This is a genomic window from Pseudomonas putida, assembly GCF_028682635.1.
In the GTDB taxonomy this organism is placed as follows: domain Bacteria; phylum Pseudomonadota; class Gammaproteobacteria; order Pseudomonadales; family Pseudomonadaceae; genus Aquipseudomonas; species Aquipseudomonas putida_AE.
Map to the genome: position 1 here is coordinate 25101 of NZ_JANHLK010000036.1, position 24847 is coordinate 49947.

23 protein-coding genes are annotated in these 24847 nt (G+C 61.3%); 10 read left to right on the forward strand and 13 right to left on the reverse strand.

The window, feature by feature from the left end:
- Positions 1–54: 54 nt before the first annotated feature.
- From NPS56_RS28070 to NPS56_RS28080, 3 genes are all read right to left on the reverse strand, one after another.
- Positions 55–684, reverse strand: a complete 630-nt coding sequence (locus tag NPS56_RS28070) for a LysE family translocator (protein ID WP_274077664.1) — start codon at positions 682–684, stop codon at positions 55–57.
- 71 nt (positions 685–755) lie between these two features.
- Complete coding sequence (locus NPS56_RS28075) at positions 756–2105, reverse strand: NCS2 family permease (RefSeq protein ID WP_095196825.1); 1350 nt, start codon at positions 2103–2105, stop codon at positions 756–758.
- Between the two features lie 298 nt (positions 2106–2403).
- Positions 2404–2850, reverse strand: a complete 447-nt coding sequence (locus NPS56_RS28080) for a MarR family winged helix-turn-helix transcriptional regulator (RefSeq protein ID WP_274077665.1) — start codon at positions 2848–2850, stop codon at positions 2404–2406.
- A gap of 82 nt (positions 2851–2932) precedes the next feature.
- On the opposite strand from NPS56_RS28080, the gene NPS56_RS28085 reads away from it, so the two are divergent.
- On the forward strand, positions 2933–4099 hold the full coding sequence (locus NPS56_RS28085) for a PLP-dependent aminotransferase family protein (protein ID WP_274077666.1): 1167 nt from the start codon (positions 2933–2935) through the stop codon (positions 4097–4099).
- A gap of 162 nt (positions 4100–4261) precedes the next feature.
- On the opposite strand, the gene NPS56_RS28090 is transcribed toward NPS56_RS28085, so the two are convergent.
- From NPS56_RS28090 to NPS56_RS28110, 5 genes are all read right to left on the reverse strand, one after another.
- Positions 4262–4633 carry a glutathione S-transferase N-terminal domain-containing protein gene (locus NPS56_RS28090; RefSeq protein WP_274077667.1) on the reverse strand — a complete coding sequence of 124 codons (372 nt, stop codon included), beginning with the start codon at positions 4631–4633 and terminating at the stop codon, positions 4262–4264.
- Between the two features lie 103 nt (positions 4634–4736).
- The gene (folE, locus tag NPS56_RS28095; RefSeq protein WP_046815589.1) at positions 4737–5282 is read right to left on the reverse strand and encodes a GTP cyclohydrolase I FolE; all 546 of its coding nucleotides are present in this window, start codon (positions 5280–5282) and stop codon (positions 4737–4739) included.
- Between the two features lie 77 nt (positions 5283–5359).
- A complete protein-coding gene (locus tag NPS56_RS28100; protein ID WP_007898817.1) occupies positions 5360–5917 on the reverse strand; it encodes a Smr/MutS family protein in 558 nt (185 codons plus the stop codon).
- A gap of 87 nt (positions 5918–6004) precedes the next feature.
- Complete coding sequence (locus NPS56_RS28105) at positions 6005–6325, reverse strand: hypothetical protein (RefSeq protein WP_274077668.1); 321 nt, start codon at positions 6323–6325, stop codon at positions 6005–6007.
- A 130-nt stretch (positions 6326–6455) separates the two neighbouring features.
- Entirely contained in the window at positions 6456–7046 is a 591-nt protein-coding gene (locus NPS56_RS28110) for a cysteine hydrolase family protein (RefSeq protein ID WP_274077669.1), read from the reverse strand.
- Between the two features lie 239 nt (positions 7047–7285).
- Between NPS56_RS28110 and prmB the strand changes: the two genes are divergently transcribed.
- Entirely contained in the window at positions 7286–8194 is a 909-nt protein-coding gene (gene prmB / locus NPS56_RS28115; RefSeq protein WP_274077670.1) for a 50S ribosomal protein L3 N(5)-glutamine methyltransferase, read from the forward strand.
- Positions 8195–8242: 48 nt separating this feature from the next.
- Here prmB and NPS56_RS28120 read toward each other — a convergent pair whose 3' ends face one another.
- On the reverse strand, positions 8243–9034 hold the full coding sequence (locus NPS56_RS28120; protein ID WP_274077671.1) for a hypothetical protein: 792 nt from the start codon (positions 9032–9034) through the stop codon (positions 8243–8245).
- Between the two features lie 99 nt (positions 9035–9133).
- Positions 9134–10132 carry an alpha/beta hydrolase gene (locus tag NPS56_RS28125; protein ID WP_274077672.1) on the reverse strand — a complete coding sequence of 333 codons (999 nt, stop codon included), beginning with the start codon at positions 10130–10132 and terminating at the stop codon, positions 9134–9136.
- 83 nt (positions 10133–10215) lie between these two features.
- Here NPS56_RS28125 and aroC point away from each other — a divergent pair, with 83 nt between their 5' ends.
- From aroC to NPS56_RS28140, 3 genes are read left to right on the forward strand one after another with little or no spacing between them, the layout of a single operon-like run.
- Positions 10216–11307 carry a chorismate synthase gene (aroC, locus tag NPS56_RS28130; protein ID WP_274077673.1) on the forward strand — a complete coding sequence of 364 codons (1092 nt, stop codon included), beginning with the start codon at positions 10216–10218 and terminating at the stop codon, positions 11305–11307.
- Between the two features lie 7 nt (positions 11308–11314).
- Positions 11315–12490, forward strand: a complete 1176-nt coding sequence (locus NPS56_RS28135) for an MFS transporter (RefSeq protein WP_274077674.1) — start codon at positions 11315–11317, stop codon at positions 12488–12490.
- Positions 12487–13029: an acireductone dioxygenase gene (locus NPS56_RS28140; RefSeq protein ID WP_274077675.1), complete on the forward strand. Its 543-nt coding sequence runs from the start codon at positions 12487–12489 to the stop codon at positions 13027–13029. The genes NPS56_RS28135 and NPS56_RS28140 overlap by 4 nt, the downstream gene beginning before the upstream one ends.
- A 72-nt stretch (positions 13030–13101) precedes the next feature.
- On the opposite strand, the gene NPS56_RS28145 is transcribed toward NPS56_RS28140, so the two are convergent.
- Positions 13102–13377, reverse strand: coding sequence for a DUF3509 domain-containing protein (locus tag NPS56_RS28145; RefSeq protein ID WP_274077676.1), 276 nt, complete (start codon positions 13375–13377; stop codon positions 13102–13104).
- Positions 13378–13722: 345 nt separating this feature from the next.
- Here NPS56_RS28145 and NPS56_RS28150 point away from each other — a divergent pair, with 345 nt between their 5' ends.
- Entirely contained in the window at positions 13723–15561 is a 1839-nt protein-coding gene (locus tag NPS56_RS28150; RefSeq protein ID WP_274077677.1) for a long-chain-acyl-CoA synthetase, read from the forward strand.
- Positions 15562–15657: 96 nt separating this feature from the next.
- Entirely contained in the window at positions 15658–16176 is a 519-nt protein-coding gene (locus NPS56_RS28155) for an ankyrin repeat domain-containing protein (protein WP_274077678.1), read from the forward strand.
- 57 nt (positions 16177–16233) lie between these two features.
- Here the strand turns inward: NPS56_RS28155 and NPS56_RS28160 are convergent, their stop codons facing one another.
- Positions 16234–17574, reverse strand: a complete 1341-nt coding sequence (locus tag NPS56_RS28160) for a phosphate ABC transporter substrate-binding/OmpA family protein (protein WP_274077679.1) — start codon at positions 17572–17574, stop codon at positions 16234–16236.
- 150 nt (positions 17575–17724) lie between these two features.
- Positions 17725–18537, reverse strand: coding sequence for an exodeoxyribonuclease III (gene xthA / locus NPS56_RS28165; RefSeq protein WP_274077680.1), 813 nt, complete (start codon positions 18535–18537; stop codon positions 17725–17727).
- Positions 18538–18721: 184 nt separating this feature from the next.
- Between xthA and NPS56_RS28170 the strand changes: the two genes are divergently transcribed.
- The 3 genes from NPS56_RS28170 (at position 18722) to NPS56_RS28180 (ending at position 24834) form a co-directional block, all read left to right on the forward strand.
- Positions 18722–19372 (forward strand): GNAT family N-acetyltransferase, encoded by a 651-nt coding sequence (locus NPS56_RS28170; protein WP_274077681.1) that lies wholly within the window; start codon positions 18722–18724, stop codon positions 19370–19372.
- 63 nt (positions 19373–19435) lie between these two features.
- The gene (locus NPS56_RS28175; protein WP_274077682.1) at positions 19436–21163 is read left to right on the forward strand and encodes an autotransporter assembly complex protein TamA; all 1728 of its coding nucleotides are present in this window, start codon (positions 19436–19438) and stop codon (positions 21161–21163) included.
- The gene (locus NPS56_RS28180) at positions 21160–24834 is read left to right on the forward strand and encodes a translocation/assembly module TamB domain-containing protein (RefSeq protein ID WP_274077683.1); all 3675 of its coding nucleotides are present in this window, start codon (positions 21160–21162) and stop codon (positions 24832–24834) included. Before NPS56_RS28175 ends, NPS56_RS28180 begins: the two co-directional genes overlap by 4 nt.
- Positions 24835–24847 lie beyond the last annotated feature (13 nt).

Sequence of the window (24847 nt, forward strand, 5' to 3'; positions counted from 1 at the left end):
GGCGTGGGGGTGCTGGAACCGAGCAACTTGTGTGCCGGTTTGAGTCAGTGAGCCTTAATGGCTACTCAACAACGAAGCTGCACCGGCACCGCCGAACAGTCCGGCACTGACCCGGTTGAACCAGCTCTGGCCCTTGCCGCTACGCAAATACCGCGCAGCGCCATGGGCACCGAGGCCGTAGGCCAGCTTGCACAGCAAATCCAGAACGGTCCAGGTGGCAATCATCACCAGCAGTTGCGGCAGGAAGGGTTGCTCGGCGCTGAGGAACTGCGGCAGGAATGCGGCGAAGAACAGGATGTCCTTCGGATTGCTGGCGCCCAGCATGAAGGCTCGCCCGAACAATGCGCGAAAGCGTGGAATCGCTGGCGCCTGAGGCACTTCGGCGCCGTGGGACGGTTGGCGCGATTGCTGCCAGCTCTGCCAGGCGAGATAGAACAGGTACAACGCGCCGACGATTTTCAATGCGCTGAACAACTGTTCCGATGCCAGCAGCAGGGCGCCCAGGCCCAGTGCCGAAGCACTCAACAGGCAGATCGAGGCAATCACGCCGCCGAGAAACGCCGGGTAGGAACGGACCAGGCCGTAATTCAAACTGTTGCTGATCATCAGCAAAGACAGTGGCCCCGGGATCAGGATCACCACCAGCGCAGCGCCGCTGAACAGCAGCCAGGTTTCCAGACTCATCACTTTCCTCCATTTGCACAAAAGCCTCACCCGACGGGGTGAGGCTGGTTTCAAGCGCGTCCCGCCGAGGCTTACAGGAAGATGAACTTGGCAATGAAGATTGCGCAGAGCACCCACAGGCTGACGGAAATTTCCTTGTACTTGCCGGTGCCGGCCTTCAGCGCCACATAGGTGATGAAGCCCAGCGCGATGCCGTCGGCGACCGAGAAGGTCAGGGGCATCATGATTGCCGTGACGATCGCCGGAATGCTGTCGGTCGCCTCGTCCCATTCGATGTGGGCCATGCCGCCCATCATCAGCATGGCCACATAGATCAGCGCACCGGCGGTTGCGTAGGCGGGGATCATCCCGGCCAGCGGAGCGAAGAACATGGCTGCAATAAATAGCACACCTACGGTCACGGCGGTAAGACCAGTCCGACCACCTGCCGCGACGCCAGCAGCACTTTCCACGTAGCTGGTGACCGGTGGAACGCCCACTACCGCACCAAACACACTGGAGGCACTGTCAGCTTTCATGGCGCGCGAGAGGTTTTCGATCTTGCCGTCAGCGTTCACCAGGTTGGCGCGCTGGGCCACCCCCATCAAGGTGCCGGCGGTGTCGAACATGTGCACGAAGAGGAAGGCCAGCACCACGCTGATCATGCTGACGTTGAACACGCCGGCGACGTTCATGGCCATCCAGGTCGGGGCCAGGCTCGGCGGGGCTGACATGATGCCCTCGTAGTGCACCAGGCCCAGGCCCCAACCGGCCAGGGTCACGGTGATGATGCTGATGAGGATCGCGCCGAACACCTTGTGATAGCTGAGGATGGCGATCATCAGGAAGCACACGGCGGCGAGCAGCGGGCCAGGCTCGCGCAGGGAACCGAGCTTGATCAAGGTCGCCGGGCTATCGACGACGATGCCCGCGGTTTTCAAGCCGATCAGCCCGAGAAACAGGCCAACGCCTGCGCCCATGGCGAAGCGCAAGCTGACCGGGATGCTGTTGAGCAGCCATTCGCGGATCCGCGAGAAGGTCAGGATCATGAACAGCACACCGGAGACGAACACCGCCCCCAACGCGGTTTCCCAGTTGTAGCCCATGGTGCCGACCACGGTGTAGGTGAAGAAAGCGTTCAGGCCCATGCCCGGCGCCAGGCCGACCGGCCAGTTGGCGTACAGCCCCATCAACAGGCAGCCCAGAGCGGCGGCAATGCAGGTGGCGACGAACGCCGCGCCATGGTCGATCCCGGCGTCGGCCATGATGTTGGGATTGACGAAGATGATGTAGGCCATGGTGATGAAGGTTGTCAGACCGGCAATCAGCTCGGTCTTCACCGTGGTGCCATGCAAGCTGAGTTTAAAGATGCGCTCCAGCCAGCCATTGCGTAGAGGCGGCGAGAGATCCAGCGTCGATGCTTCGGATTTGCGGCTTTCCACAGCGAGGTACTCCTCAAGAGTTTTATTGTTATTTCCAGGGCCGGACCCATGAGGGTGGCAGCGGCCCTTTGAGGCACTTGCGAATTTGTTGACCGATAGGTCAGGAACTCGCACGAAGTGGATTATGCTTTTGTATACAAATAAAGCAAATAATGTTTTTGGTTTTGTCGACGAAAAGTTTGGCAATAGGGATATATCGCCTTCGTGGGCCTCATCGCCAGCAGGCTGGCTCCCACAGATTTTGTGTACACCACAGATCACTGTGGGAGCCAGCCTGCTGGCGATAGGGGCAGAACAGTCAATCAACAACAGCCTGACTTTTCCCAAGCGCCAGATTCACCGCCAACCACCCATTCACCGCCGACTCCCCAGCCTCGGCAAACACCCGCTCAAGCAATTTCACCTGCTCACGCCGCAGCGCCTGCTCAAACCGCGCACCCTCGGCGGTCAATTCCAGCAGCCGCTTACGCTTGTCCATCTCGGATGCCACGCTGTCCACCAAATGCATTTCCAGGAGTTGGCGCAACGGCATGTTCAACGCCTGCTTGCTCACGCCCAGCAACGCCAGCAACTCCTTGACGCTCAGGTTCGGGTAACGGGCAATGAAAAACACGATGCGTTGATGCACCCGACTCAAGCCGCGCCGCTCGAGCATTTCATCGGCCTTGGCGGTAAAGGCCTGGTAACCGAAGAAAAACGCTTCCATGGCCTGCTGTTGGGAAATCGGGTTTTTAAGGTCAATCATGTTGACGTATCCGCTCGGGCTGTCGTAATTTCAGTCAACAAGTTTGACTTATTTTCCCCTGGCCTCGCTACCGGTGACTCCCATGGCTTTTTCCGAACGTGTCTCGCGCCTTAAAAGTTCCTTGATCCGTGAAATCCTCGCGGCCGCCCAGCGTCCGCAGGTGATGTCGTTCGCCGGAGGCTTGCCGGCCGAAGCCATGCTGCCGAAAGTCGACTGGGACCAGATGCCGGTGTCCATGGGCCAATACGGCATGAGTGAAGGCGAACCGGCCTTGCGCGAAGCCCTGGCGGCACAGGCGCGCGCGTTGGGTGTGCCATGCGAGGCGAATCAGGTCTTGGTGGTCAGTGGCTCCCAGCAAACCCTCGACCTGGCCGCCAAGCTGTATATCGACAAAGGCACCGAGATTCTGCTCGAGGCACCGACCTACCTGGCGGCGCTGCAGAGCTTCCAGCTGTTCGGAGCCCATTGCCTCACCGTGCCGCTGCAAGCCGATGGCCCGGACCTGGCGCAACTGCGCGCGCGCCTGGAAACACATCGCCCGGCGTTCATCTACCTGATCCCGACGTTCCAAAATCCATCGGCGGTGCGTTACAGCGAAGCCAAGCGCGAGGCGGTCGCGGCATTGCTGGATGAGTTTGGCGTGACCCTGATCGAAGACGAGCCTTACCGTGAGTTGACCTTCGATGGCGGCAGCGCCCAACCGATTGCCGGTCGCCTGAAGAAAGCCAGTTGGATCTACACCGGCACCGTGTCGAAAACCTTGCTGCCGGGCCTGCGCGTCGGCTATCTGATCGCCAGTCCAGACCTGTTCCCGCACCTGTTGAAGCTCAAGCAATCGGCGGACCTGCACACCAATCGGGTCGGCCAGTGGCAGGCGCTGCAATGGCTCGGCAGCGAGCCCTATCAGCAGCACTTGAGTGAATTGCGGGGATTTTACCGGGAGCGCCGCGACGCATTCCAGGCGGCGCTGCAAAGGCATTTTGCCGATCTGGCGGATTGGAACGTTCCTCAGGGCGGGCTGTTTTTCTGGCTGACGCTCAAGCAACCGCTGGACACCCGGACGTTGCTCAATGCGGCGCTGGCCAATGACGTGGCGTTCATGCCGGGTGAGCCGTTCTTCCCTGAGCCGGACAATCATCACGGGCATCTGCGGCTCAACTTCAGCCACATTGATCCGGTGCGGCTGGAGGAGGGGATAAAGCGATTGGCGGCGGTGGTGCGGCAGGCGCGGGCCATGCAAGCGGCCTGAAGAAAAAAACCGGCTCAATGGCCGGTTCTTTGTCTGGAGTTTGTGGCGGTTGTACCGGCCTCATCGCCAGCAGGCTGGCTCCCACAGGGGATTTGTGGTGTTCACAAAACCTGTGGGAGCCAGCCTGCTGGCGATAGGGCCGTCAATCACACCCCAAATACATCAGGCTGCAGCAAACCGCTTGTCCAGATAATCAATGATCACCTTGGACTCATACATCCAGGTCGTCTGCCCATTCTCTACGATTCGCAGGCACGGCACCTTGATCTTGCCACCTTGCTCGAGCAGGGTCTGGCGATCCGTTTCGCTGTTCTTCGCATCACGCAAGGCCACCGGTACGTTCAGGCGACGCAGGGTGCGGCGGGTTTTCACGCAGAACGGGCAGGCATGGAACTGATACAGGGTCAGGTCCTTGGCGGCGGCTTCGACCTGGGCCTGGGCAGCGGCAGGGCGCTGCTTCTTGCCGGGACGGGTGATGAAGTCGATGAAGATGATCAGTTGGCCAAGGCCGACACGAAGCGCTTTTACGAACACGTTGAAGCCTCACGGTGCTATTGGAGAAAGGCGCGCAGCTTACCTGATTTTTCCCGGACGAAAAAAAACCGGCGATGAATGCCGGTTCTCTTCGTGGGGCGAATTACTTGATCAGGCTGAGAAATTCGCTGCGAGTCGCGGCGTTCTCACGGAACTCGCCCAGCATCACCGAGGTGATCATCGACGAATTCTGCTTTTCCACACCGCGCATCATCATGCACATGTGCTTGGCCTCGATCACCACGGCAACGCCCAGGGCGCCGGTAACCTGCTGGACGGCATCGGCAATCTGGCGGCTGAGGTTTTCCTGGATCTGCAGGCGGCGGGCGTACATATCGACGATCCGCGCGACTTTCGACAAGCCCAATACTTTGCCACTCGGGATGTAGGCCACGTGGGCCTTGCCGATGAACGGCAGCAGGTGGTGTTCGCACAACGAGTACAACTCGATGTCCTTGACCAGCACCATTTCGCTGTTGTCGGAGCTGAAGAGGGCACCGTTGGTGACTTCTTCCAGCGTCTGTTCATAACCGCGGCAGAGGTACTGCATGGCTTTGGCGGCACGTTTTGGCGTGTCGAGCAGGCCCTCGCGGGAGGGATCCTCGCCCAGTTGGCCAAGGATCGCGGTGTAATTCTGTTCCAGGGACATGAAACTACCTGTGGGATTTTACGCAAAGGGCAAGGGTACGGTGACGGACACGACGCTGCAAGCGTGAAGCATCAGCTTTACTCGTCGCGGCCTTCCATCATGGTTCGTTTGAGCATCACATAAACAGCGCCCGCACCGCCATGTTTGGGCTGGCACGAGGTGAAACCAAGTACCTGCGAATGCTGGCGCAGCCAGGTATTGACGTGGCTTTTGATCATCGGCCGCTTGCCGTCCAGGCGCACGGCCTTGCCGTGGGTGACGCGCACGCAGCGGATTTCGAACTTGGTCGCTTCAGCCAGGAAGGCCCAGAGGGTTTCCCGGGCCTTTTCCACGTTCATGCCGTGCAGGTCAAGGCTGCCTTCGAACGGAATCTGCCCGATCTTGAGCTTGCGCATCTGGCTTTCCTGCACACCGTCGCGGGCCCACATCAGCTCGTCTTCCGGGCCGACGTCGATGACGAACTGGTCGGACAGCCCGTCAACGGTGGTGGCATCGGTACGCACGGTGGCGGCCTGGCGCAATTTTGCGATCTGCGCGCGGTCAGCCTTGGGTTTGCCGGTTTCGGCGCGATCGTGCTTGATCGGCTTGACGCCTTGGATCGCACTTTTGAACAGGGAAAAATCGTCGTCTTGCATGTCAGCCTCCGCGAAGGGCGGCCAGTTTACCCAACTCGAAGGGAATCGGGCGTGAGAAAACGCGCGGCAGCGGGCGACGATGTGCGCTTAGTCGTGTTTTTTCATCAGGTGTGGGGACATGTTCAGCGCGTTCGACTGCCGTGAACGGCGGCGGCAGCGGCGCCACAGCCACACGCCCAGGTACAGCACGAACAGGCCGATGACCAGGATCACTGCCGCCCCCGCGCGGTTGCTGTTCAACTCGCCCAGGGCGGGCATGTGACCGAACAGGGCGGCGGCACCTGCCATCGCCAGCAGCACGCCACAGGTCGCCAGCAAGGCGGCAAAGGCCGCGCCGAATCGAAAACGCCAGTTGCTTTGGCCTTTGGGCCGCAAGCGGCGAGCGTCAAAACCATCGGATAACTTCATTCCGACCTTCCTCAATGGGTATCGGCCCTTCGACCGGAAGTTGACCGGGATGTTCCTGAGGCTAAGACATTTACGGCGAACGAGAGGCTTTTGCGGATGAGCGGCGGCCTGCGCCGCCCATGAACCCTGCTCAGACCAGGTCGTTGGTCAGGGCGAGGGCGGCAAAGTTGTCCGCCATGATCGCCATTTCGGTCTGCTGCACATGCTCGGCGCTCAGCACGCCGCCCTTGTACGGCAGATCGCGGGTGGCGCAGGCGTCTTCCACCAGGGTGCAGCGGAAACCCAGGTTCTTCGCCGCCCGCACGGTGGTGCTGACACTGGAATGGCTCATGAAGCCGCACACCACCAGGTCCACCGAGCCCAGTTCTTCCAGGCGTTTTTTCAGGTCCGTGCCATGGAAGGCACTGGGCAGGATCTTCTCGATCTTGATTTCGCCGGCCAGCGGCTCCAGCCCCGGGATGAACTGGCCACGCTCGCCGCGGGGGTCGAACAGCCCACCGACGGTGCCGAGATGGCTGACATGCACGATGGGCCGGCCGGCCGCACGGGCAGCCGTCACCAATTGCTTGATGTTCGCGACAGCCGCATCCATGCCGCTCAGGGCCAGGGGGCCGCTGAGGTATTCTTTCTGGGCATCGATGATGATCAGGGTCGCATGACTCAGTTTGGCTGCTGCGTAACCGCGGCCGCTGAGTTGAAACATCGTTTGTGGAACGGACATTCTGGGGCTCCTTCGAGTGGGGCTTTTGCGACATTGTCCTCTGGCTGAGCGCTTCTGTGAATCGCTACCATCGTAGGCACCGTCGTTACTGGCGTGCAGCGTTGTCAAGTATGACGTTTTGTTCAAGGGTGGGTGAGAAAACCAGAAGTTTCCTACATTTGCCCCGGTATTTTTCCTGCGTTGTCGAGACGACGTTTGACTGGTAGAATCGCCCGTCGATTTTTCTGGAGTTTACCGTCGTGATCACTTCCCGCCTTCGTACCCTGCGTGACCATATCCGTTGGGCCGTCAGCCGCTTCCATGGGGAGGATCTGTTTTTCGGCCATGGGACCGACAACGCCTGGGACGAAGCCCGTCAACTGGTGTTGGGTGCGCTGCACCTGCCGTGGGAAATCGCCGACAGTTACCTGGACTGCAATCTGGAAGAAGACGAAGTGGCCCACCTGCAGCACCTGCTCCAGCGCCGCATCGAAGAACGCGTGCCAACCGCTTACCTGCTGGGTGAAGCCTGGTTCTGCGGCCTGTCGTTCATTGTCGATGAGCGCGTGCTGATCCCGCGTTCGCCGATCGGCGAACTGATCGAAAACCGTTTCACGCCATGGCTGGGCACTGAGCCGGCGCGGATTCTCGACCTGTGCACCGGCTCCGGCTGCATCGGTATTGCCTGCGCCTATGAGTTCCAGAGCGCAGAAGTGGTGCTGGCCGACCTGTCGTTCGAAGCGCTCGAAGTGGCAAACCAGAACATCGAGCGCCACGGCGTCGACCAGCGTGTCTACACGGTGCAGGGCGATGGCTTCGATGGCTTGCCGGGGCAGCGTTTCGACCTGATCGTGTCGAACCCGCCGTACGTGGACGCCGAGGATTTCGCCGACATGCCGGACGAATACCAGCACGAACCGGAACTGGGCCTGGCCTGCGGCGATGACGGTTTGAACCTGGTGCGGCGCATGCTGGCCGAGGCCGCGGACCACCTGACCGAGAAGGGCTTGCTGATTGTCGAAGTGGGCAACAGCCAGGTGCATGTCGAGGCGTTGTACCCGCAAGTCGATTTCGCCTGGCTGGAATTCGAGCGCGGCGGGCATGGCGTGTTCATGTTGACGGCCGAGCAGTGCCGCGAGCATCAGGCATTATTCGCGTCCCGCGTCTAATTCCTTGAAACCCTATCGCTGGCCTGCCAGCGATGGCATCGCCGCCGACTACCGGTGTGTCGCAATCCAGATCAACAACCCCGCCTGAAACACTGCAAACGCCACCAAACAGGCAATGGTAAAGCGCAAACCGGCGTCTTCACGCTGGTATTTGCTGACCTTCTCTTCGTGTTTCTTCAGTTTGACTTCCTGCTCGGCCAGGTTCTGCTCGGCTTGCTGGAGCATCTGCGCCGCCTCGAGAATCTCCACCACCTGCAGTTTCTCGGTGTTCCAGTCGCCCAGCAAGTCACCGACCCTGACTTCCTTGACGCTGCCTTTCAAATGCTGGGCATCGGCGTAGACCACGTCGAAACCGTGCACCCGCAAAAAGTGATCGCGGCGCAGGCGCGTGTCTTCGTTCAGCGCGTCCTTGTTGTTGAGGTCGGTGCCGTCGACGGTGTAGCCAGGCCAGCGTTTCTTCGCCCAGTTGATACCGTAGGCGGCCATGAAACGGCCGATGCCGCGGTTCAGCGGTTCGATTTGCAGGCCGCTGTCCGGTCCGAAATGCACGCGTTTTTCGAGGTGATCGACCCACACATCCAGATGATTCTGTTCCTTGCGCACCCGCTGGCCGGGCAGGGTGATGCGCATGCGCAGCAGGCTGCGGACCTTGTCTTGGCGCTCGGCATAACCGAACTCGACAAAACGCAGGGGCCGGCCACCGGTGCTCCGATCGGTCTGCAGCGGCGCCAGACGGAGCATTTTCGGGTGCTCGACGTCGACGTCCGCCCAGGGCAGCTCGACCGCTGGCGGTGCCTCTTTTTCAGCGGTGGTGTCGGGTGAAGTCGGGGTATCGGTCATAACGGCGAGATCCTGTCCAAGCTCTACTTGTCGCCAGCCATAGCGCTGGCGACAAAGACTTATCGGCCGTTTTTTTCAGGACTGGAGTGCTAAAGGCGCTTAAGAGGTGCGAAGTCCGTCAATAAAAGCCAGGATTCGCGTGCCCAGCTCAGCCGCCAACGGCAATTGCGGGTCTTTATAGGAGGCCAATTGCCGTTTAACGTCGTTGGGCACGATGCGCATGACGTGGTTCATGCCTTCGATCAGCGCCAGTTCGGCGTCCGGCTTGGCCGCCTTGAGCAGCTTGGCGTCATTGATCCCGACCTGGATGTCGTTGCTGCCCTGGATGATCAGCGCCGGCATTTTCAACCTGGCGAACGCCGCGGCAGGGTCCTGGCGGAACAGTGAAATCAGGTACGGCTGCACACTCGGACGGAAAATCACCTGCAGTTGCGGTGGCACGTTGTCGTCAGTCTTCCCGGCCTTGAGGCTGTCGAGCAGTTGGTTACTGCGCAGCACCAGCGGAGGAGGGAGGCGGTTGCCCAGTTGCTCGCGCAGCACCTGGTCGATCGGGCGGGCGCTGCCGGACATGGAAATCACCGCCGCGGCATCGACGCTGGGGGCCGCGAGGCTGGCGATCAAGGCGCCTTCGCTGTGGCCCAGCAGGATCAGCTGGCTGAAGCGCGGGTCGGTCTTGAGTTTGCGGCTCCAGGCTTCGGTGTCGGCCACGTAGCCTTCCACCGACAGATTGCGTTCGTCAGGGGCTGCCGCCAGGCTCGCCGCCACGCCGCGCTTGTCGTAGCGCACGCTGGCGATGTTGTGTTTGGCCAGTACCCAGGCCAGGCGCTTGAGGCTGTCATTGCGCCCGCCGTCGGGGTTGTTGCCGTCACGATCGGTCGGACCGGAGCCGGAAATGATCAGCACAACCGGCACCGGCGTTTCGGATTTGGGCAGCAGCAACGAGCCGAACAGCTCTCCGGTGCCGGTATCCAGGGTGATCGGCCGCTGCAGGACAGTGGCCTGGGCAAAGCCGGAAATCAGGGTAAGGCTCAAGGCTAGAACTCGCAGCATCGTCACGCCATCATCGTCAAGGTGCGAGTTGGACTCACACGCACCCATAAGGTTCGAGGATGAACTACTTGGATAGCCTGCGTATACTGGCGCGCATTACGTATTCAGGTTCATTTCACGGAGCGTCCTGCATGTCCGGCAATACCTACGGCAAGCTGTTCACTGTCACCACCGCTGGCGAAAGCCATGGCCCGGCGTTGGTCGCCATTGTCGATGGCTGCCCGCCGGGCCTGGAGATTTCCCTGGAGGATCTGCAGCGCGACCTCGATCGCCGCAAGCCCGGCACCAGCCGTCACACCACCCAGCGCCAGGAAGCCGACGAGGTCGAAATCCTCTCGGGGGTGTTCGAGGGTCGCACCACCGGCTGCTCCATCGGCCTGTTGATCCGCAACACCGATCAGAAGTCCAAGGATTACTCGGCGATCAAGGACTTGTTCCGTCCGGCCCATGCCGACTACACCTACCACCACAAATACGGCGAGCGCGATTATCGCGGGGGCGGGCGCAGCTCGGCCCGGGAAACCGCGATGCGCGTGGCGGCCGGTGCGATTGCCAAGAAGTACCTGGCAACCCAGGGGATCGTCATTCGTGGCTACATGAGCCAGCTCGGCCCGATCGAAATCCCGTTCAAGACCTGGGACTCGGTGGAGCAGAACGCATTCTTCAGCCCTGATCCGGACAAGGTGCCGGAGCTGGAAGCCTATATGGACCAATTGCGCCGCGACCAGGATTCGGTCGGCGCGAAGATCACCGTGGTCGCCGAAGGCGTGATGCCGGGGTTGGGCGAGCCGATTTTCGACCGACTCGACGCGGAGCTGGCCCATGCGCTGATGAGCATCAACGCGGTCAAGGGCGTGGAAATCGGCGCCGGTTTCGCCAGCGTCGCCCAGCGCGGCACCGAGCACCGCGATGAGATGACGCCAGAGGGTTTCCTCAGCAACAACGCCGGCGGCATTCTCGGCGGCATCTCGTCCGGCCAGCCGATCGTGGCCCACCTGGCGTTGAAGCCGACCTCGAGCATCACCACGCCGGGCCGTTCCATCGACATCCATGGCAACCCGGCGGAAGTCATCACCAAGGGTCGTCACGACCCGTGCGTCGGCATCCGCGCCACGCCGATCGCCGAAGCGATGATGGCCATCGTGCTGATGGACCACCTGCTACGCCACCGTGGGCAGAACGCCGATGTGCGGGTGAGCACGCCGGTGCTGGGCCAGATCTAAGACACCGGTGGCGGCCCTCCCGTACTGGCGGCTTTCCAGCTTTTATCTGTTCTATTTCGCCTTGCTCGGTTCGACAGCGCCTTTTCTGGCGCTGTACTTCGATCACCTGGGGTTCTCCGCGGCGCGCATCGGCGAGCTGGTGGCCATCCCCATGCTGATGCGTTGCGTGGCGCCGAACCTCTGGGGCTGGCTCGGCGACTACACCGGGCGGCGGCTGGCCATCGTGCGCCTGGGCGCAGTGTGCACGCTGCTGACGTTTTCGCTGATTTTCGTCAGCCAGACCTATGCCTGGCTGGCGATGGTCATGGCCTTGCATGCGTTCTTCTGGCACGCGGTACTGCCGCAGTTCGAGGTCATTACCCTGGCGCACCTGCAAGGGCAAACCTCTCGCTACAGCCAGATTCGCCTGTGGGGCTCCATCGGTTTCATCATTACGGTGGTGGCGCTCGGGCGCTTGTTCGAATGGCTCAGCCTGGATATTTATCCCGCAGCGCTGGTGCTGATCCTGGCCGGGATCGTGCTCAGCAGCCTGTGGGTCCCGAACGCCCAGCCCGTGCAGGGCGAGCGATTGACTGGCGAAGGTTTCCTCGCGCAATTGCGCAGCCCCGGGGTGTTGGCGTTCTACGCGTGCGTGGCGCTGATGCAGATGAGCCATGGGCCCTATTACACCTTTCTCACCCTGCACCTCGAGCGACTGGGTTACAGCCGCGGCGTGATCGGTATGCTCTGGGCCGTCGGCGTGGTGGCGGAAGTGCTGATGTTCATGGCCATGAGCCGGATCCTCGCGCGGTTCTCGGTGCGGCGCGTGCTGCTGGCGAGCTTCCTGCTGGCGGCGTTGCGTTGGCTGCTGCTCGGCTCGTTCGCCGAATTTCTCTGGGTGTTGTTGTTTGCCCAGGTGCTGCACGCGGCGACATTCGGCAGTTTTCACGCCGCGGCCATCCAGTTCGTGCAGCGCAGCTTCGGCCCGCGCCAGCAAGGGCAGGGCCAGGCGTTGTACGCCGCACTGGCCGGCACCGGTGGCGCAATGGGCGCGCTGTATTCCGGTTACAGCTGGAATGCCCTCGGCGCCCCCTTAACCTTTAGTATTGCCAGCCTCGCAGCGCTGGCGGCAGCCGTTATCATTGCCACACGAATGCAAGAGGACACGCGCTCCCTCTTGAACAATCAAGGAGTTGCCAGATGAGTAGCCTGTCCGTTTATCACCTTTCCAGTCCCGACATCCCCAACAAGGTGCTGACCCACTTCGAAGACATTGCTTCGACGCTTGCCGAGCAGGGGGTTCGCTTCGACCGCTGGGAAGCCACGGCGAAGGTCCGCCCCGGCGCCAGCCATGAAGACGTCATCAATGCCTATCAGGCGCCAAGTGACAGTCTGATGACCGAGCACGGGTTGCGTGCGATGGATGTGATCAGCCTTGACCGCGATCACCCGCAAAAAGACTCGATACGCGCAAGCTTCATCGAAGAACAGCGCCAGGACCAGGACGAAGTCATGCTGGTCGCCGCGGGCAGCGCCTTGTTGTCTGTGCGTATCGACGATTACGTCTACGCCGTGCTGTGCGAGAAAAACGACCTGATAATGCTGCCGGCGGGCACGCGGCAGTGGCTGGACATCGGCGAACAGCCTTTTGTCGTTGCGATTCGTCTGTCCAGCAATCAGCCTTGGGTGGCCAATTTCACCGGCGACGACATTGCGGGTCGATTCCCGCGAATGGACGACTGAGCGGTCTGCGAACACAACTCAGGCCGTGAAGCGCCAGCTTGCACGGCCTGATGGTTTACCGAAGCCTGACGCTTACAGCGAATGATAGGTCGGCAGGGCAAAACGCTGCTGGCTTTGCAGCATGGAGATTTGCGGCAACTCGCTGGCCTGTTCGGCCAGGTCGCGGCGAATGGCGCTGATGACCCACGACAGTTGGTCGCCATTGTGCAGCTGCTGGTAGGAAATCGAGCGTTTGAATTCCCGGCCTTCGCTGCGCAAGGTGAGCAGGATGCCGCCGTCAGGTCGATCCTGGGTGATCACGTCGAAGTTGGAGAACAAGGAAGAGAATTTTTCTTGGATCAGGCTCATGTCTATCAGCTCCGTAAGTGCTTGGATGGCAAAGCATGGGGAGGCTGTTGCAGTGATTGTGCCAGTATTTATCCGTAGAAAATATTCATATAAAACAACGACTTATAATTTTTGAAGTTTTTTGCTTTCGTGCAATCTGCATGAATGGCTATCGTGCATCCTGCATTTTGCGGGGTCCTCGGCGATTCGATTGAACCATTTCCCATCCACGCGCTCATCATTTCAAACGTCGGTGTCGCGGATACAAAACATTTCAAAAACCGCGTGTACAGCTGCAGAACCGTTGACGTATTTTCGGGGTCGATCAATGCCGCCCGACAATAAGAAGAGCCAACGGGAACCGCCATGAGCCGCACGCAGCGCGACACCATCACCTGGGGCATGATGCTCCGCAAGCTGCCTTCCATTGCCAAAGCCATTCCTCGCGTGGTCAAGGGCATGAAGGTCGCCAACGTCACGGATCCGACCCAAGCGTGTGGCCTGGGCTGGAGTTTCGAGCAGGCCACCCTGCGTAACCCCGAAGGCCCGGCCTTGCTGTATGGCGAGGTGCAACTGACGTACGCGCAGGTCAACCGTTGGGCCAATTCCATCGCCCATCACCTGATGGCCCAAGGCATCGGTAAGGGCGACGTGGTGGCGGTCTTCATCGAGAACCGCCCGGAACTGCTGGTGACCATTCTGGCGTTGGCCAAGGTCGGCGCCATCAGCGCGTTGCTCAATACCTCGTTAACCCGCGATACCCTTATCCATAGCCTGAACCTGGTGACGCCAGCGGCGATTGTCGTCGGTGCGGAACTGGTCCCGGCCTACCTGGCGGTGCGCGAGCGGGTGTCGATCGAGGTGGCGCGTACCTGGTTCGTCGCCGATCAGGACACCTACAGCCACCCGGGCATAGCGCCCGAAGGGTTCGTCAACCTGATGACCGCCAGCGTTGACGCCTGTAGCGACAACCCCGCCAGCAGTCAGCAGGTCTTTTTCGACGACCCCTGTTTCTACATCTATACCTCGGGCACCACCGGGTTGCCCAAGGCCGGGGTTTTCAAGCACGGGCGCTGGATGCGCAGTTGCGCAAGCTTCGGCATGATCGCGCTGGACATGCGTCCCGAGGACATCGTCTACTGCACCTTGCCCCTGTATCACGCCACCGGCTTGTGCGTGTGCTGGGGCTCGGCCATCAGCGGGGCCTCGGGGTTCGCCATCCGCCGCAAGTTCAGCGCCAGAGAATTCTGGAGCGATGTACGCAAGTACCGGGCGACCACCCTGGGCTACGTCGGTGAGTTATGCCGCTACCTGGTCGACCAGCCTCCCAGTGTCGACGACAGCCAGCACGGCGTGACCAAGATGATCGGCAACGGTTTGCGTCCGGGCGCATGGGGCGAGTTCAAGACGCGCTTCGCGGTCGAGCATATCTGCGAACTGTACGCCGCCAGTGACGGCAACATCGGTTTTACCAACATCCTCAATTTCGACAATACCGTGGGCTTTTCCCTGATGTCCTGGGAGCTGGCGGCGTACGACCACGACAGCGGCGCGCCGACCCGTGGCGCCAACGGTTTCATGCGCAAGGTCGGCAAGGGCGAGCAGGGGCTGCTGCTCGCCAGGATCGACGACAAGGCACCGCTGGATGGTTACACCGACCCGCACAAGACCGAAAAGGTCGTGCTGCACGACGTGTTCGTCAAGGGTGACCGCTACTTCAACACCGGCGACCTGTTGCGCAACATCGGATTCGGTCATGCGCAGTTTGTCGATCGCCTGGGCGACACCTACCGCTGGAAGGGTGAAAACGTGTCGACCACCGAGGTCGAGAACATCCTGCTGCAGCACCCGAACATTTCCGAGGCCGTGGCCTATGGCGTGGAAGTGAACAACACCAACGGCCGGGCCGGGATGGCCGCGATCACCCCCGCGGAATCCCTGGCGACCCTGGACTTCGACGAGTTGCTGGCCTTCGCCCGTCAACACATGCCGGCCTACGCGGTGCCGTTGTTTTTGCGGGTGAAAGTGAAAATGGAAACCACCGGGACGTTCAAATACCAGAAGACCCGACTCAAGGACGAAGCGTTCGACCCCGGCAGGACCGGCGTTGACCCGATCTACGCCTGGTTGCCGGGCACCGACACCTATGTGCAAGTCACCGAGCAGGTCCTGGCGGAGATCCAGGGAGGCAAGCATCGCTATTGAACAGGGCTATGGCCGTGTTCCAGAAAAAAGAAGTGACAGTGACGAGCCCGCTCGGGAAACTGTCGGCTTTGCGAAAAACTGAAAGTGGAGCGTTCAATGTCAGACAACAGCCGCCAGATGACCCCCGAAGAAGCTGCCGAGTTTGCCGAACAGGTCTTCAACAAGGCGCGTGAGGGCGATGCGGCCATGATGGCTGCGCTGCTGAGCAAGGGCCTGCCGCCGAACCTGCGCAATCACAAGGGCGACACCTTGCTGATGCTGGCCGCTTACCACGGCCATGTCGACACGGTAAAAGTCTTGCTCGAACACAAGGCCGATCCGGAAATCCGCAACGACAACGGCCAGAGCCCGATTGCCGGCGCGGCCTTCAAGGGTGACCTGGCCGTGATCAAGGCCTTGGTCGAGGGGGGCGCACAGGTCGAAGGTTCGTCTTTCGACGGCCGCACCGCGCTGATGATGGCCGCGATGTTCAACCGCGTCGAAGTGGTCGACTACCTGATCGGCAAAGGTGCCGACCCGCGCGCCAAGGACGCCAACGGCATTACCGCGCTGGATGCCGCCAAGACCATGGGTGCCGTCGATACCGTTGCGCAGCTTGAGAAACTGCTGGGCTGATGGCGTTTCGGGCCAGGTTCGATCAGCCGCTTTGCTGAAGGACCTGGCCTGACAGACTCAATAAACCCACACCTCGACCCGCCGGTTCCTGATCCGCCCCTCATCCTCGCTGTTGGCTGCCACCGGCATTTCGGCGCCGAAACCGCGAACATCACGCAGCACCACGCCACTTTTCACCAGTTCGCGGCGCACTGCCATGGCCCGCAGTTTCGAGAGCAGATCGGCACGTGCCGGGTCGAGCTTGGCATCGCCGAACCCTACCAGCGTTACCCGGCGATCGGTCTTGTCGTGCTGTTTCATGTAGTCGAGCACCCGTGACAGGTCCTGTCGGGCCTTGTTGTCCAGGCTGGCGCTGCCTTCTTCGAAGCGAAAGTTCACCGTCAGGCGCATGGCGTGGCGGCTCAGTGCCTGGTAGCCCTCGGGCATCAACGCATTCGGCGTGACGTTCATGGCCTGGATGGTTTGGGCAATAAAGCCATTGGCCGCGACGATCGCCTGGCCCTTGGGGCTTTGCGCGAAGGCCACCAGCGCTTGCGCCCAAGGGTTGTTGCCCTTGGGTGGCAGGTAAAGGAACAGGCGCCGGGATAACGGGTAGTCTTCCGTGGCAATCAGGCTGCTGAGCGGCAGCATCGCCATGGACTGGCCGTCGGCAATCGCCACGGCCTTGGCCGAGCGCACGTAGGGCAGGCCGATGAAGCCGATGCCATGGGGATCCTGAGTGACGGCGTCGGACAGTTGTTCGCTGGATTCAAACCGTTTTGCGCTGCCGCTCAGGGTTTTGCCATGACCACTGAGAACCAGCTCCTTGAAAGTATCGTAGGTGCCGGACTGATCATCGCGCGCATAGAGATGAATGGCGCCGCCTTGGCCACCGAGTTCTTCCCAGTTTTTCACCTCGCCGCTGAAAATGCGTGCCAGTTGGCCGGTATCGAGGGTGTTCAACGGGTTTTGCGGATGCAGGATGATCGCCAGTCCATCGATGGCGATGACCTGTTCGGCGGCGGCGCTCTTCAGGTCACCCAGTGGTTGGAGGCTGACCAGCTCGCTGTCCTTGATCGGCCTGGAAGAGGCAGCGAGATCGGCACTGGCGCTTTTCAGCGCGGTGAAGCCGGTACTGGAGCCGTGGGCCGCCAGCTCCACTTCGACCCGACGGCCTTCCAGGGTTTCACCGACGATACGCGATTCGTTGGCCTTGTCCGCCGCTTCGCTGTGCACCTTGAGCAGACCCTGCTCGCGCATCAAACCCTCGACCAGCGCCGGCCCCAGTGCCGCGCCAATGGTGTTGGAGCCCTGGATGCGCAACACCGGACCTTGCCCGGGGATCGGTAACGGGCTGGCCGTGGCCGTCGGCGGCAGTCCGATGCACAGTATCAACAGGAACAACACGCGCAGGGTCATGCCGGCACCTAAATGGCCAGAGGAGGTGCCGAGAGATTAAGTCAGTAAGATGTCTTGAATATGACAGAGCAAAAGATCGCGCCTGCGGCAGCTCCTACATTGGATCGGCGTACTCCTGTAGGAGCTGCCGCAGGCTGCGATCTTTTGGTATTAGCTCAGTTCCAACCAGATCGGCGCATGATCCGACGGCTTCTCCATTCCACGCAGTTCGTAGTCGACACCGGCCGCCTTGACCCGTGGCAACAGACCATGGGAGGCGAGGATCACATCGATCCGCAGCCCGCGCTTGGGCTCATCCTCAAAGCCACGGCTGCGATAGTCGAACCAACTGAAGACGTCAGCCACCTCGGGGTTCAGGTGGCGGAAACTGTCCACCAGGCCCCAGTTCTTCAATCGGGCCATCCACTCGCGCTCTTCAGGCAGGAAGCTGCATTTGCCGGTTTTCAGCCAGCGTTTCATGTTGTCCGGGCCGATGCCGATGTCGCAGTCTTCCGGGGAAATGTTCACGTCGCCCATCACCACCAGCGGCTGGTCGTTCTTGAACTGGCTTTCCAGCAGCACCTGCAGGTCGCTGTAGAAACGCTGTTTGGCCGGGAACTTGGTCGGGTGGTCGCGGCTTTCGCCTTGGGGGAAGTAGCCGTTCATGATGGTCACCGGCACACCGTTGGCATCGGCGAAGGTGCCCCAGATAAAACGCCGCTGGGCATCCTCTTCATCGGTGGCAAAGCCTTTGTGCAAGGCCAGTGGCTCCTGGCGCGACAGCAGAGCGACGCCGTAATGACCCTTTTGCCCATGGAAATACACGTGGTAGCCCAGGGCCTTGACCTCTTCAAGCGGGAACTGGTCGTCGTGGACCTTGGTTTCCTGCAACCCGATCACGTCCGGCTGATGTTTTTCGATCAGCGCCGCCAGCTGATGGGGACGGGCGCGAAGCCCGTTGATGTTGAAGGAGACGATCTTCATGCTCGGCAGTCCTGGCAAAAGGGCGATGCTAGCTGACATGGGCAATGGGGGCCAGTGCGGGGTGGGACGAACAGGGTTTCATTGCCTACACTGATTTGCGATCAGCAAGGAACTGTCTCGGCCCCAATGAGCTCGTAACAACAAGAGCGCAGCCCCGCGAGCTGCGTCAGGGAGAACGACCGTCATGCCTGAAACCTCCACCGCCATTGCCGATATCCACATGCTCGACAGCGGCTATTCCCGCGAAGCGCGTTCTCTGCTGTATCAGGCCTACCGCCACGAGCCGACGTTCAGCTACCTGTTCGAAGCCGAGCGTCCGGGCTATGAACAACGGGTGCGCGCCACCGTGCGCGAGTTGGTCAAGCAACACTTTTTCCAGGAGCTGCCGGCCATCGGCCTGCTGGTCAACGACCGGTTGATCGGCATTGCCCTGATCGCGCCGCCACAACGGCGCCTGGGGGTGACGGAAAGTTGGGCCTGGCGCCTGCGCATGGTGCTCAGTACCGGTTTTCGCTGCACCCGGCGCTACCTTGAGTACCACGACGCCGTGGCGGCCTGCGTGCCGAATGATTCGGTGCACGTACTGCCGTTGCTGGGGGTTCACCCGCAATTCCAGGGCAAGCACTTTGGTGAGCAACTGTTGCAGGCGGTACATAACTGGTGCGCGGTGGATGAAAACTCCCAGGGCGTGATTCTCGACACCGGCAACCCGCGTTATCTCGACTTCTATAAGCGCCAGGGCTACGAAGAAATCGGCGAGGTGGCCGTTGGACCGGTTCGCGAACACGTGTTTTTCCACGCGAATCCGCAGGTATTACATTCAGCAACGGCTTGAGGCCGAACTTTACGTGCACGCCAGGCTCTATCACGCTCCACGCTCGTGATAGCATCCGCGCCTATGAATTTTCCAGGAAGAATTACCAGTGGCGTACTGCTGCTGATCACCAGCTGCGCGGCACTGGCGCAAAGTGAATTGGATGTGCGGATCAAACCGTCCAACGATGCACTGAAGGCCAATATCGAAGGCTATATCGGCAGTCTCGGCGATCGTGACGAAGAGGCTTTGCTGCGCTTCAGCCGTGGCGCCGAGGAACAGGCGCGCAAGGCCGCCCAGGCCTTGGGTTACTACCAGCCGCAAATCGACAGCGAAGTGAAGGGCGGCAAGTCGCCGCGCCTGGTGCTGACCATCGATCCCGGCGAGCCGGTACATCTGCGCAACGTCACCATCCGCGTCGACGGCCCGGCGGCCAGCCTCAAATCCTTTCGTGTGCCCAAGAGCCCTGCACTGCAAACCGGTGCGGTACTCAACCACGGTCAGTACGAGGACGCCAAGCGCCTGATCCAGAACCAGGCCTCGCGTTTTGGTTTTTTCAGTGGCCGCTTCAGCCGCCAGAAGTTGGCGGTCGACCCGCGGGCCGGCGTGGCCGATATCGAGCTGGTCTACGACAGTGGTCCGCGCTACTCGCTGGGCAAGGTCAATTTTGAAGGCGACACACCGTTCGACGAAGACCTGCTGCAACGCATGGTGCCTTTCAAGGCCGGTACGCCGTACGACTCCGAACTGATCGCCGAGCTCAATCAGGCGCTGCAATCGAGCGGCTATTTCGAAGGCGTGCGGGTCGACGCCGCGCCGACAGCGTCCAAGCACGATGTGATCCCTGTGGACGTCAAGCTCGAAACCCGCAAGCCACGCACCATGGGCCTGGGCATTGGCTACTCCACCGACGTCGGCCCACGGGTCAAGGCCAACTGGACCCGGCACTGGGTCAACCCCCAGGGCCACAGTTATGGCTGGGAGACCGAAGTCTCGGCACCTCGGCAAAACGTCGGGTTGTTCTACGACATTCCCCTGGACCCGCCGCTGACCGACAAGCTGCGTTTCGCCGGTGGTTACCAGAACGAAGAAATCGCCGACAAGGACAGCCTCAGCAAGTTGCTGACCGTAGGCCCCGAGTGGCACAGCAAGCTGCCCAGCGGCTGGCAGCGGGTGGTGTCGCTCAAGTGGCAGCGCGAGGAATACCGCCTGGGCGACGATTCCGGCCTCAGTACCTTGCTGATGCCCGGTGTCAGCTATTCGTACCTGAAAAGCGACAACCGTATCGACCCGCACAATGGTTATCGCCTGCAGTTCGAAACCAAGGTCGCCAAGGAAGGCCTGGGTTCCGATAACAACTTGCTGTACGGCACGGCGCTGGTCAAAGGCCTGACCACGGTGTTCGACAAGCACCGCTTGCTCGGTCGGGTGCAGGTCGGCGGCAGTGCCACCAACGGCTACAAATCGATACCGCCGTCGTTGCGCTTCTTCGCCGGTGGCGACCAGAGTGTGCGCGGCTACGACTACCAGAGCCTGTCCCCGGAAAACAACCAGGGTGACCGCATCGGTGGTCGCTACATGGTCACCGCCAGTGCCGAATACCAGTATTCCGTTGCGGAAAAATGGCGCGTGGCGACTTTCGTCGACCAGGGCAACTCCTTTAATACACTTGAACTGCCGAACCTCAAGACCGGGGTCGGCATCGGCGTGCGCTGGGTCTCTCCGGTTGGGCCGATCCGCCTCGACCTGGCCCATGCGCTCGACGACGATGGCGGCATTCGCTTGCACTTTTCCATGGGACCCGAGTTGTGAAACGTGGCTTGAAAATAACGTTGCTGACCATTTTGGCGCTGCTGATGCTGGTGGTCCTGACCCTGGCCACAGTGCTGGGCACGGCGACCGGCAGTCGCCGGGCACTCGGGTTTGTGCCGGGTTTGAGCCTCGACAATTTCCAGGGTCGCCTGGGCGGGCAGTGGAGTGCCGATCGCCTGTTGTGGCAGCAAGACAGCAGCCGGGTCGAGCTCAGCAAAGTCATCTTCGCCTGGTCGCCGCTGTGTCTGACGCGCATGACCCTGTGCATCGAACAACTGAAGGCCGATCAGGTCAGCCTGCAATTTCCACCCGGCGCGCCAGAAGAGAGTAGCGGGCCGATCAGTCTTCCAGACTTGAACTTGCCGCTGGCGCTCGAACTGGGGGACATCCAGGTCGGCAGCCTGCTGTTCAACGGCAGCGAACAGCTCAAGGGCTTGCAACTGGCGGCGCACTGGACGGCCAACGGCTTGCAGATCGACTCGGTGCAACTGCAGCGCGATGAACTGAGCCTGCACCTGTCCGGCTTGCTGCAACCGACTGGCAATTGGCCGCTGAAGGCAGACGGCAAACTGACCCTGCCAGCACCTGGCACCGAACCTTGGGCGCTGGCCCTGCAAGTCGACGGTGACCTGCTGAACACCTTGAACCTCAAGGCCGACAGCAGCGGCTATCTCAATGGGCAACTGACCGGCAAGCTGCAACCCTTGGTGGAAAACCTGCCGGCCACAGTGCGCATCACCGCTGACGGCTTCAAACCCAGCGCCGACTTGCCGGACACCCTGCAACTCAATCAGCTCGAACTCACTGGCGCCGGCGACCTGAAAAACGGTTATCAGTTAGTCGGCAAGGCCATGCTGCCAGCCGAACAAGGCCCGGTCGCGCTGGCGTTGCAAGGCAAGGTCGACGCCAACGGCGCGCAGATCGCCGCCCTGGACCTGACCGCCAACGACAAGCAAAGCCTCAAGCTCACCGGACAACTGGACTGGAGCAAAGGCCTGAGCGCCGATGCCAAGATAGCCTGGCTGGACTTCCCCTGGCACCGGCTCTATCCGCTGATCGACGAACCGCAAGTGGCCCTGCGCAGCTTCAACGGTGACGTCTCCTACACCGACGGCAAATACCTGGGGCACTTCGACGCCGCCCTGGATGGCCCGGCCGGGGCGTTCAGCCTGACCAGCCCGTTCGCCGGTGACCTGACAAAAATCTACCTGCAACAGATCCAACTCGTCGCCGGGCAGGGGAAGGCCGAAGGGCACTTGAATCTGCAATTCGCCGACGGCATCGCCTGGGACACTGCGCTGGATCTTTCCGCGATCGATCCGGCGTACTGGGTCGCGGAACTGCCGGGCACGTTGGCAGGCCCCTTGCGCAGCAAAGGCGAGATGAAAAATGAACAGCTCAGCCTGAGCGCCGACCTGGATCTCAAGGGCAAGCTGCGTGGCCAGCCGGCCGTCCTGCAAGCCAAGGCCGATGGCAGCGGCGAGCAATGGAACCTGAACGCCCTGCAGATTCGCCTCGGCGACAACAGCATCAACGGCAAGGGCAGCCTGCAACAGAAACTTAACGGCCAGATCGACATCAAGCTGGCGCGTCTGGCCCAGCTATGGCCGCAATTGCGGGGCCAGATCAACGGCCGGGTCGATGTCGCCGGAACGCTCAAGGCACCGCAAGGCAAGCTCGGGTTGCAAGGCACGCAACTGGCTTTCCAGGACAATCGCCTGCAAAGCCTGAACCTGGACGCGACCCTCGACAGCGCGCAACGGGCGAAAATCGACCTCAAGGGCAGCGGTATCCAGGCCGGTGACACTTCGTTGGGCACCCTGACCGCCAGCGGTCAGGGCGACATCAAGAACCAGAAACTGAGCCTTGACCTGCAAGGGCCCAAGTTGAAACTGGCCCTTGGTCTGGACGGCGCACTGGACAAAGGCAACTGGCGAGGACGTCTGGCCAGCGGCGACATCCAGGCCGGTGGCCAGGACTGGAAGCTGCAAGGTCCGGCAAGACTCGAGCGGCTGGCGGACGGCAAAATCAATTTTGGCGCCCATTGCTGGGCCTCTGGCCCGGCCAGTCTGTGCGGTGAAGACCAGCGTCTGATGCCGGAGCCGAAGCTGCGTTATCACCTGCGGCAATTCCCCATCGACAGCCTCGCCCAGTGGCTGCCGAAGGATTTCGCCTGGCAGGGCCGGCTCAACGCCGACGTGCAGCTGGACCTGCCAGCCAGCGGCCCGAACGGCGTGATCAGCATCGATGCCAGCGGCGGGACGTTGCGCGTGCGCGAGAAAGAGCAGTGGCTGGATTTCCCGTATCAGACCCTCAAGCTCACCAGCACGCTTGCGCCCAAGCGCATCGATACCAACCTGAATTTCGTTGGCGGCAAGCTTGGGGAATTGATGGTACAGGCGCAGATCAACCCGTTGCCGCAGAACAAACCGCTGACCGGTACCTTCCGCTTGAGTGGCCTGGACCTGTCGGTGGCGCGGCCGTTTGTGCCCATGGTCGAGAAACTGACCGGTCGCCTCAATGGCAGCGGCACGATTTCCGGTGGCCTGCTGGCGCCGCTGGTCAATGGCAATCTGGTGCTCAGTGACGGCGAAGTGTCCGGCGCCGAGTTGCCGATGGAGATTCAAGCGTTGCAACTGCAGGCGGTGATCGCCGGTGAAACCGTGCAGCTCAATGGCGGCTGGAAAAGCGGCAAGGCCGGGCAGGGCAGCCTCAACGGCAATGTCGCCTGGGGCCAGGCACCGGTAGTGGACCTGGCGCTCAAGGGCTCGCAGTTGCCGGTCAGCGTCGAACCCTACGCCAAGGTCGAAGTGGCCCCGGACCTGAAAATCTCGCTCAAGGGCGATGAGCTGGCCATCGCCGGTAAAGTGCGGGTGCCCAAGGGCGACATCACCATTCGCGAGTTGCCGCCATCGACGGTCAAGCTCTCCGATGACACGGTGATCATCGGCCAGCAGACCGAAGAGGGCAAACCACCCCTGGCGATGAAAATGGACATCGATGTGGTGGTTGGCGAAGAGAAGCTGAGCTTTGCCGGGTTTGGCCTGACCGCCAATGTGCAGGGGCATGTGCACATTGGCGACAACATGGACACCCGTGGCGAGCTATGGCTCAACGACGGCCGCTACCGCGCCTACGGTCAGCGACTTACGGTGCGCCGGGCGCGGTTGCTGTTCGCCGGCCCGCTCGACCAGCCGTACCTGGACATCGAGGCCATCCGCCAGACCGACGATGTGATCGCCGGCATCCGCTTGAGCGGCAGCGCCGAGCAACCGACCACGCAGATTTTCTCGGAACCGGCCATGAGCCAGGAACAGGCGCTGTCCTATCTGGTGCTGGGGCGTCCACTGAGTACCAACGGTGAAGACAACAACATGCTCGCCCAGGCTGCACTCGGCCTGGGCCTGATGGGCAGCTCCGGGGTAACCGGTGGCCTGGCGAAGAACCTGGGCATCGACGATTTCCAGCTCGACACCGAGGGCAGTGGCAACGCCACCAGCGTGGTCGCCAGCGGCAACCTTTCCGAGAAGCTCAGCCTGCGTTATGGCGTTGGTGTGTTCGAACCGGCCAACACCATTGCCTTGCGCTACAAACTGAGCAAAAAGGTTTACCTGGAAGCCGCCGGTGGCGTGGCCAGTTCGCTGGACATCTTCTACAAACGCGATTTCTAAACCGCCACGCAAC

Excerpts from the sequence above, each read along its gene's own strand:
- NPS56_RS28070 (WP_274077664.1), bottom strand. The coding sequence starts at position 684 with ATGAGTCTGGAAACCTGGCTGCTGTTCAGCGGCGCTGCGCTGGTGGTG.
- NPS56_RS28080 (WP_274077665.1), bottom strand. The coding sequence starts at position 2,850 with ATGATTGACCTTAAAAACCCGATTTCCCAACAGCAGGCCATGGAAGCG.
- NPS56_RS28085 (WP_274077666.1), top strand. The coding sequence starts at position 2,933 with ATGGCTTTTTCCGAACGTGTCTCGCGCCTTAAAAGTTCCTTGATCCGT.
- folE (WP_046815589.1), bottom strand. The coding sequence starts at position 5,282 with ATGTCCCTGGAACAGAATTACACCGCGATCCTTGGCCAACTGGGCGAG.
- NPS56_RS28100 (WP_007898817.1), bottom strand. The coding sequence starts at position 5,917 with ATGCAAGACGACGATTTTTCCCTGTTCAAAAGTGCGATCCAAGGCGTC.
- NPS56_RS28105 (WP_274077668.1), bottom strand. The coding sequence starts at position 6,325 with ATGAAGTTATCCGATGGTTTTGACGCTCGCCGCTTGCGGCCCAAAGGC.
- NPS56_RS28110 (WP_274077669.1), bottom strand. The coding sequence starts at position 7,046 with ATGTCCGTTCCACAAACGATGTTTCAACTCAGCGGCCGCGGTTACGCA.
- NPS56_RS28120 (WP_274077671.1), bottom strand. The coding sequence starts at position 9,034 with ATGACCGATACCCCGACTTCACCCGACACCACCGCTGAAAAAGAGGCA.
- NPS56_RS28125 (WP_274077672.1), bottom strand. The coding sequence starts at position 10,132 with ATGGGTGCGTGTGAGTCCAACTCGCACCTTGACGATGATGGCGTGACG.
- aroC (WP_274077673.1), top strand. The coding sequence starts at position 10,216 with ATGTCCGGCAATACCTACGGCAAGCTGTTCACTGTCACCACCGCTGGC.
- NPS56_RS28140 (WP_274077675.1), top strand. The coding sequence starts at position 12,487 with ATGAGTAGCCTGTCCGTTTATCACCTTTCCAGTCCCGACATCCCCAAC.
- NPS56_RS28145 (WP_274077676.1), bottom strand. The coding sequence starts at position 13,377 with ATGAGCCTGATCCAAGAAAAATTCTCTTCCTTGTTCTCCAACTTCGAC.
- NPS56_RS28150 (WP_274077677.1), top strand. The coding sequence starts at position 13,723 with ATGAGCCGCACGCAGCGCGACACCATCACCTGGGGCATGATGCTCCGC.
- NPS56_RS28155 (WP_274077678.1), top strand. The coding sequence starts at position 15,658 with ATGTCAGACAACAGCCGCCAGATGACCCCCGAAGAAGCTGCCGAGTTT.
- NPS56_RS28160 (WP_274077679.1), bottom strand. The coding sequence starts at position 17,574 with ATGACCCTGCGCGTGTTGTTCCTGTTGATACTGTGCATCGGACTGCCG.
- xthA (WP_274077680.1), bottom strand. The coding sequence starts at position 18,537 with ATGAAGATCGTCTCCTTCAACATCAACGGGCTTCGCGCCCGTCCCCAT.
- NPS56_RS28170 (WP_274077681.1), top strand. The coding sequence starts at position 18,722 with ATGCCTGAAACCTCCACCGCCATTGCCGATATCCACATGCTCGACAGC.
- NPS56_RS28175 (WP_274077682.1), top strand. The coding sequence starts at position 19,436 with ATGAATTTTCCAGGAAGAATTACCAGTGGCGTACTGCTGCTGATCACC.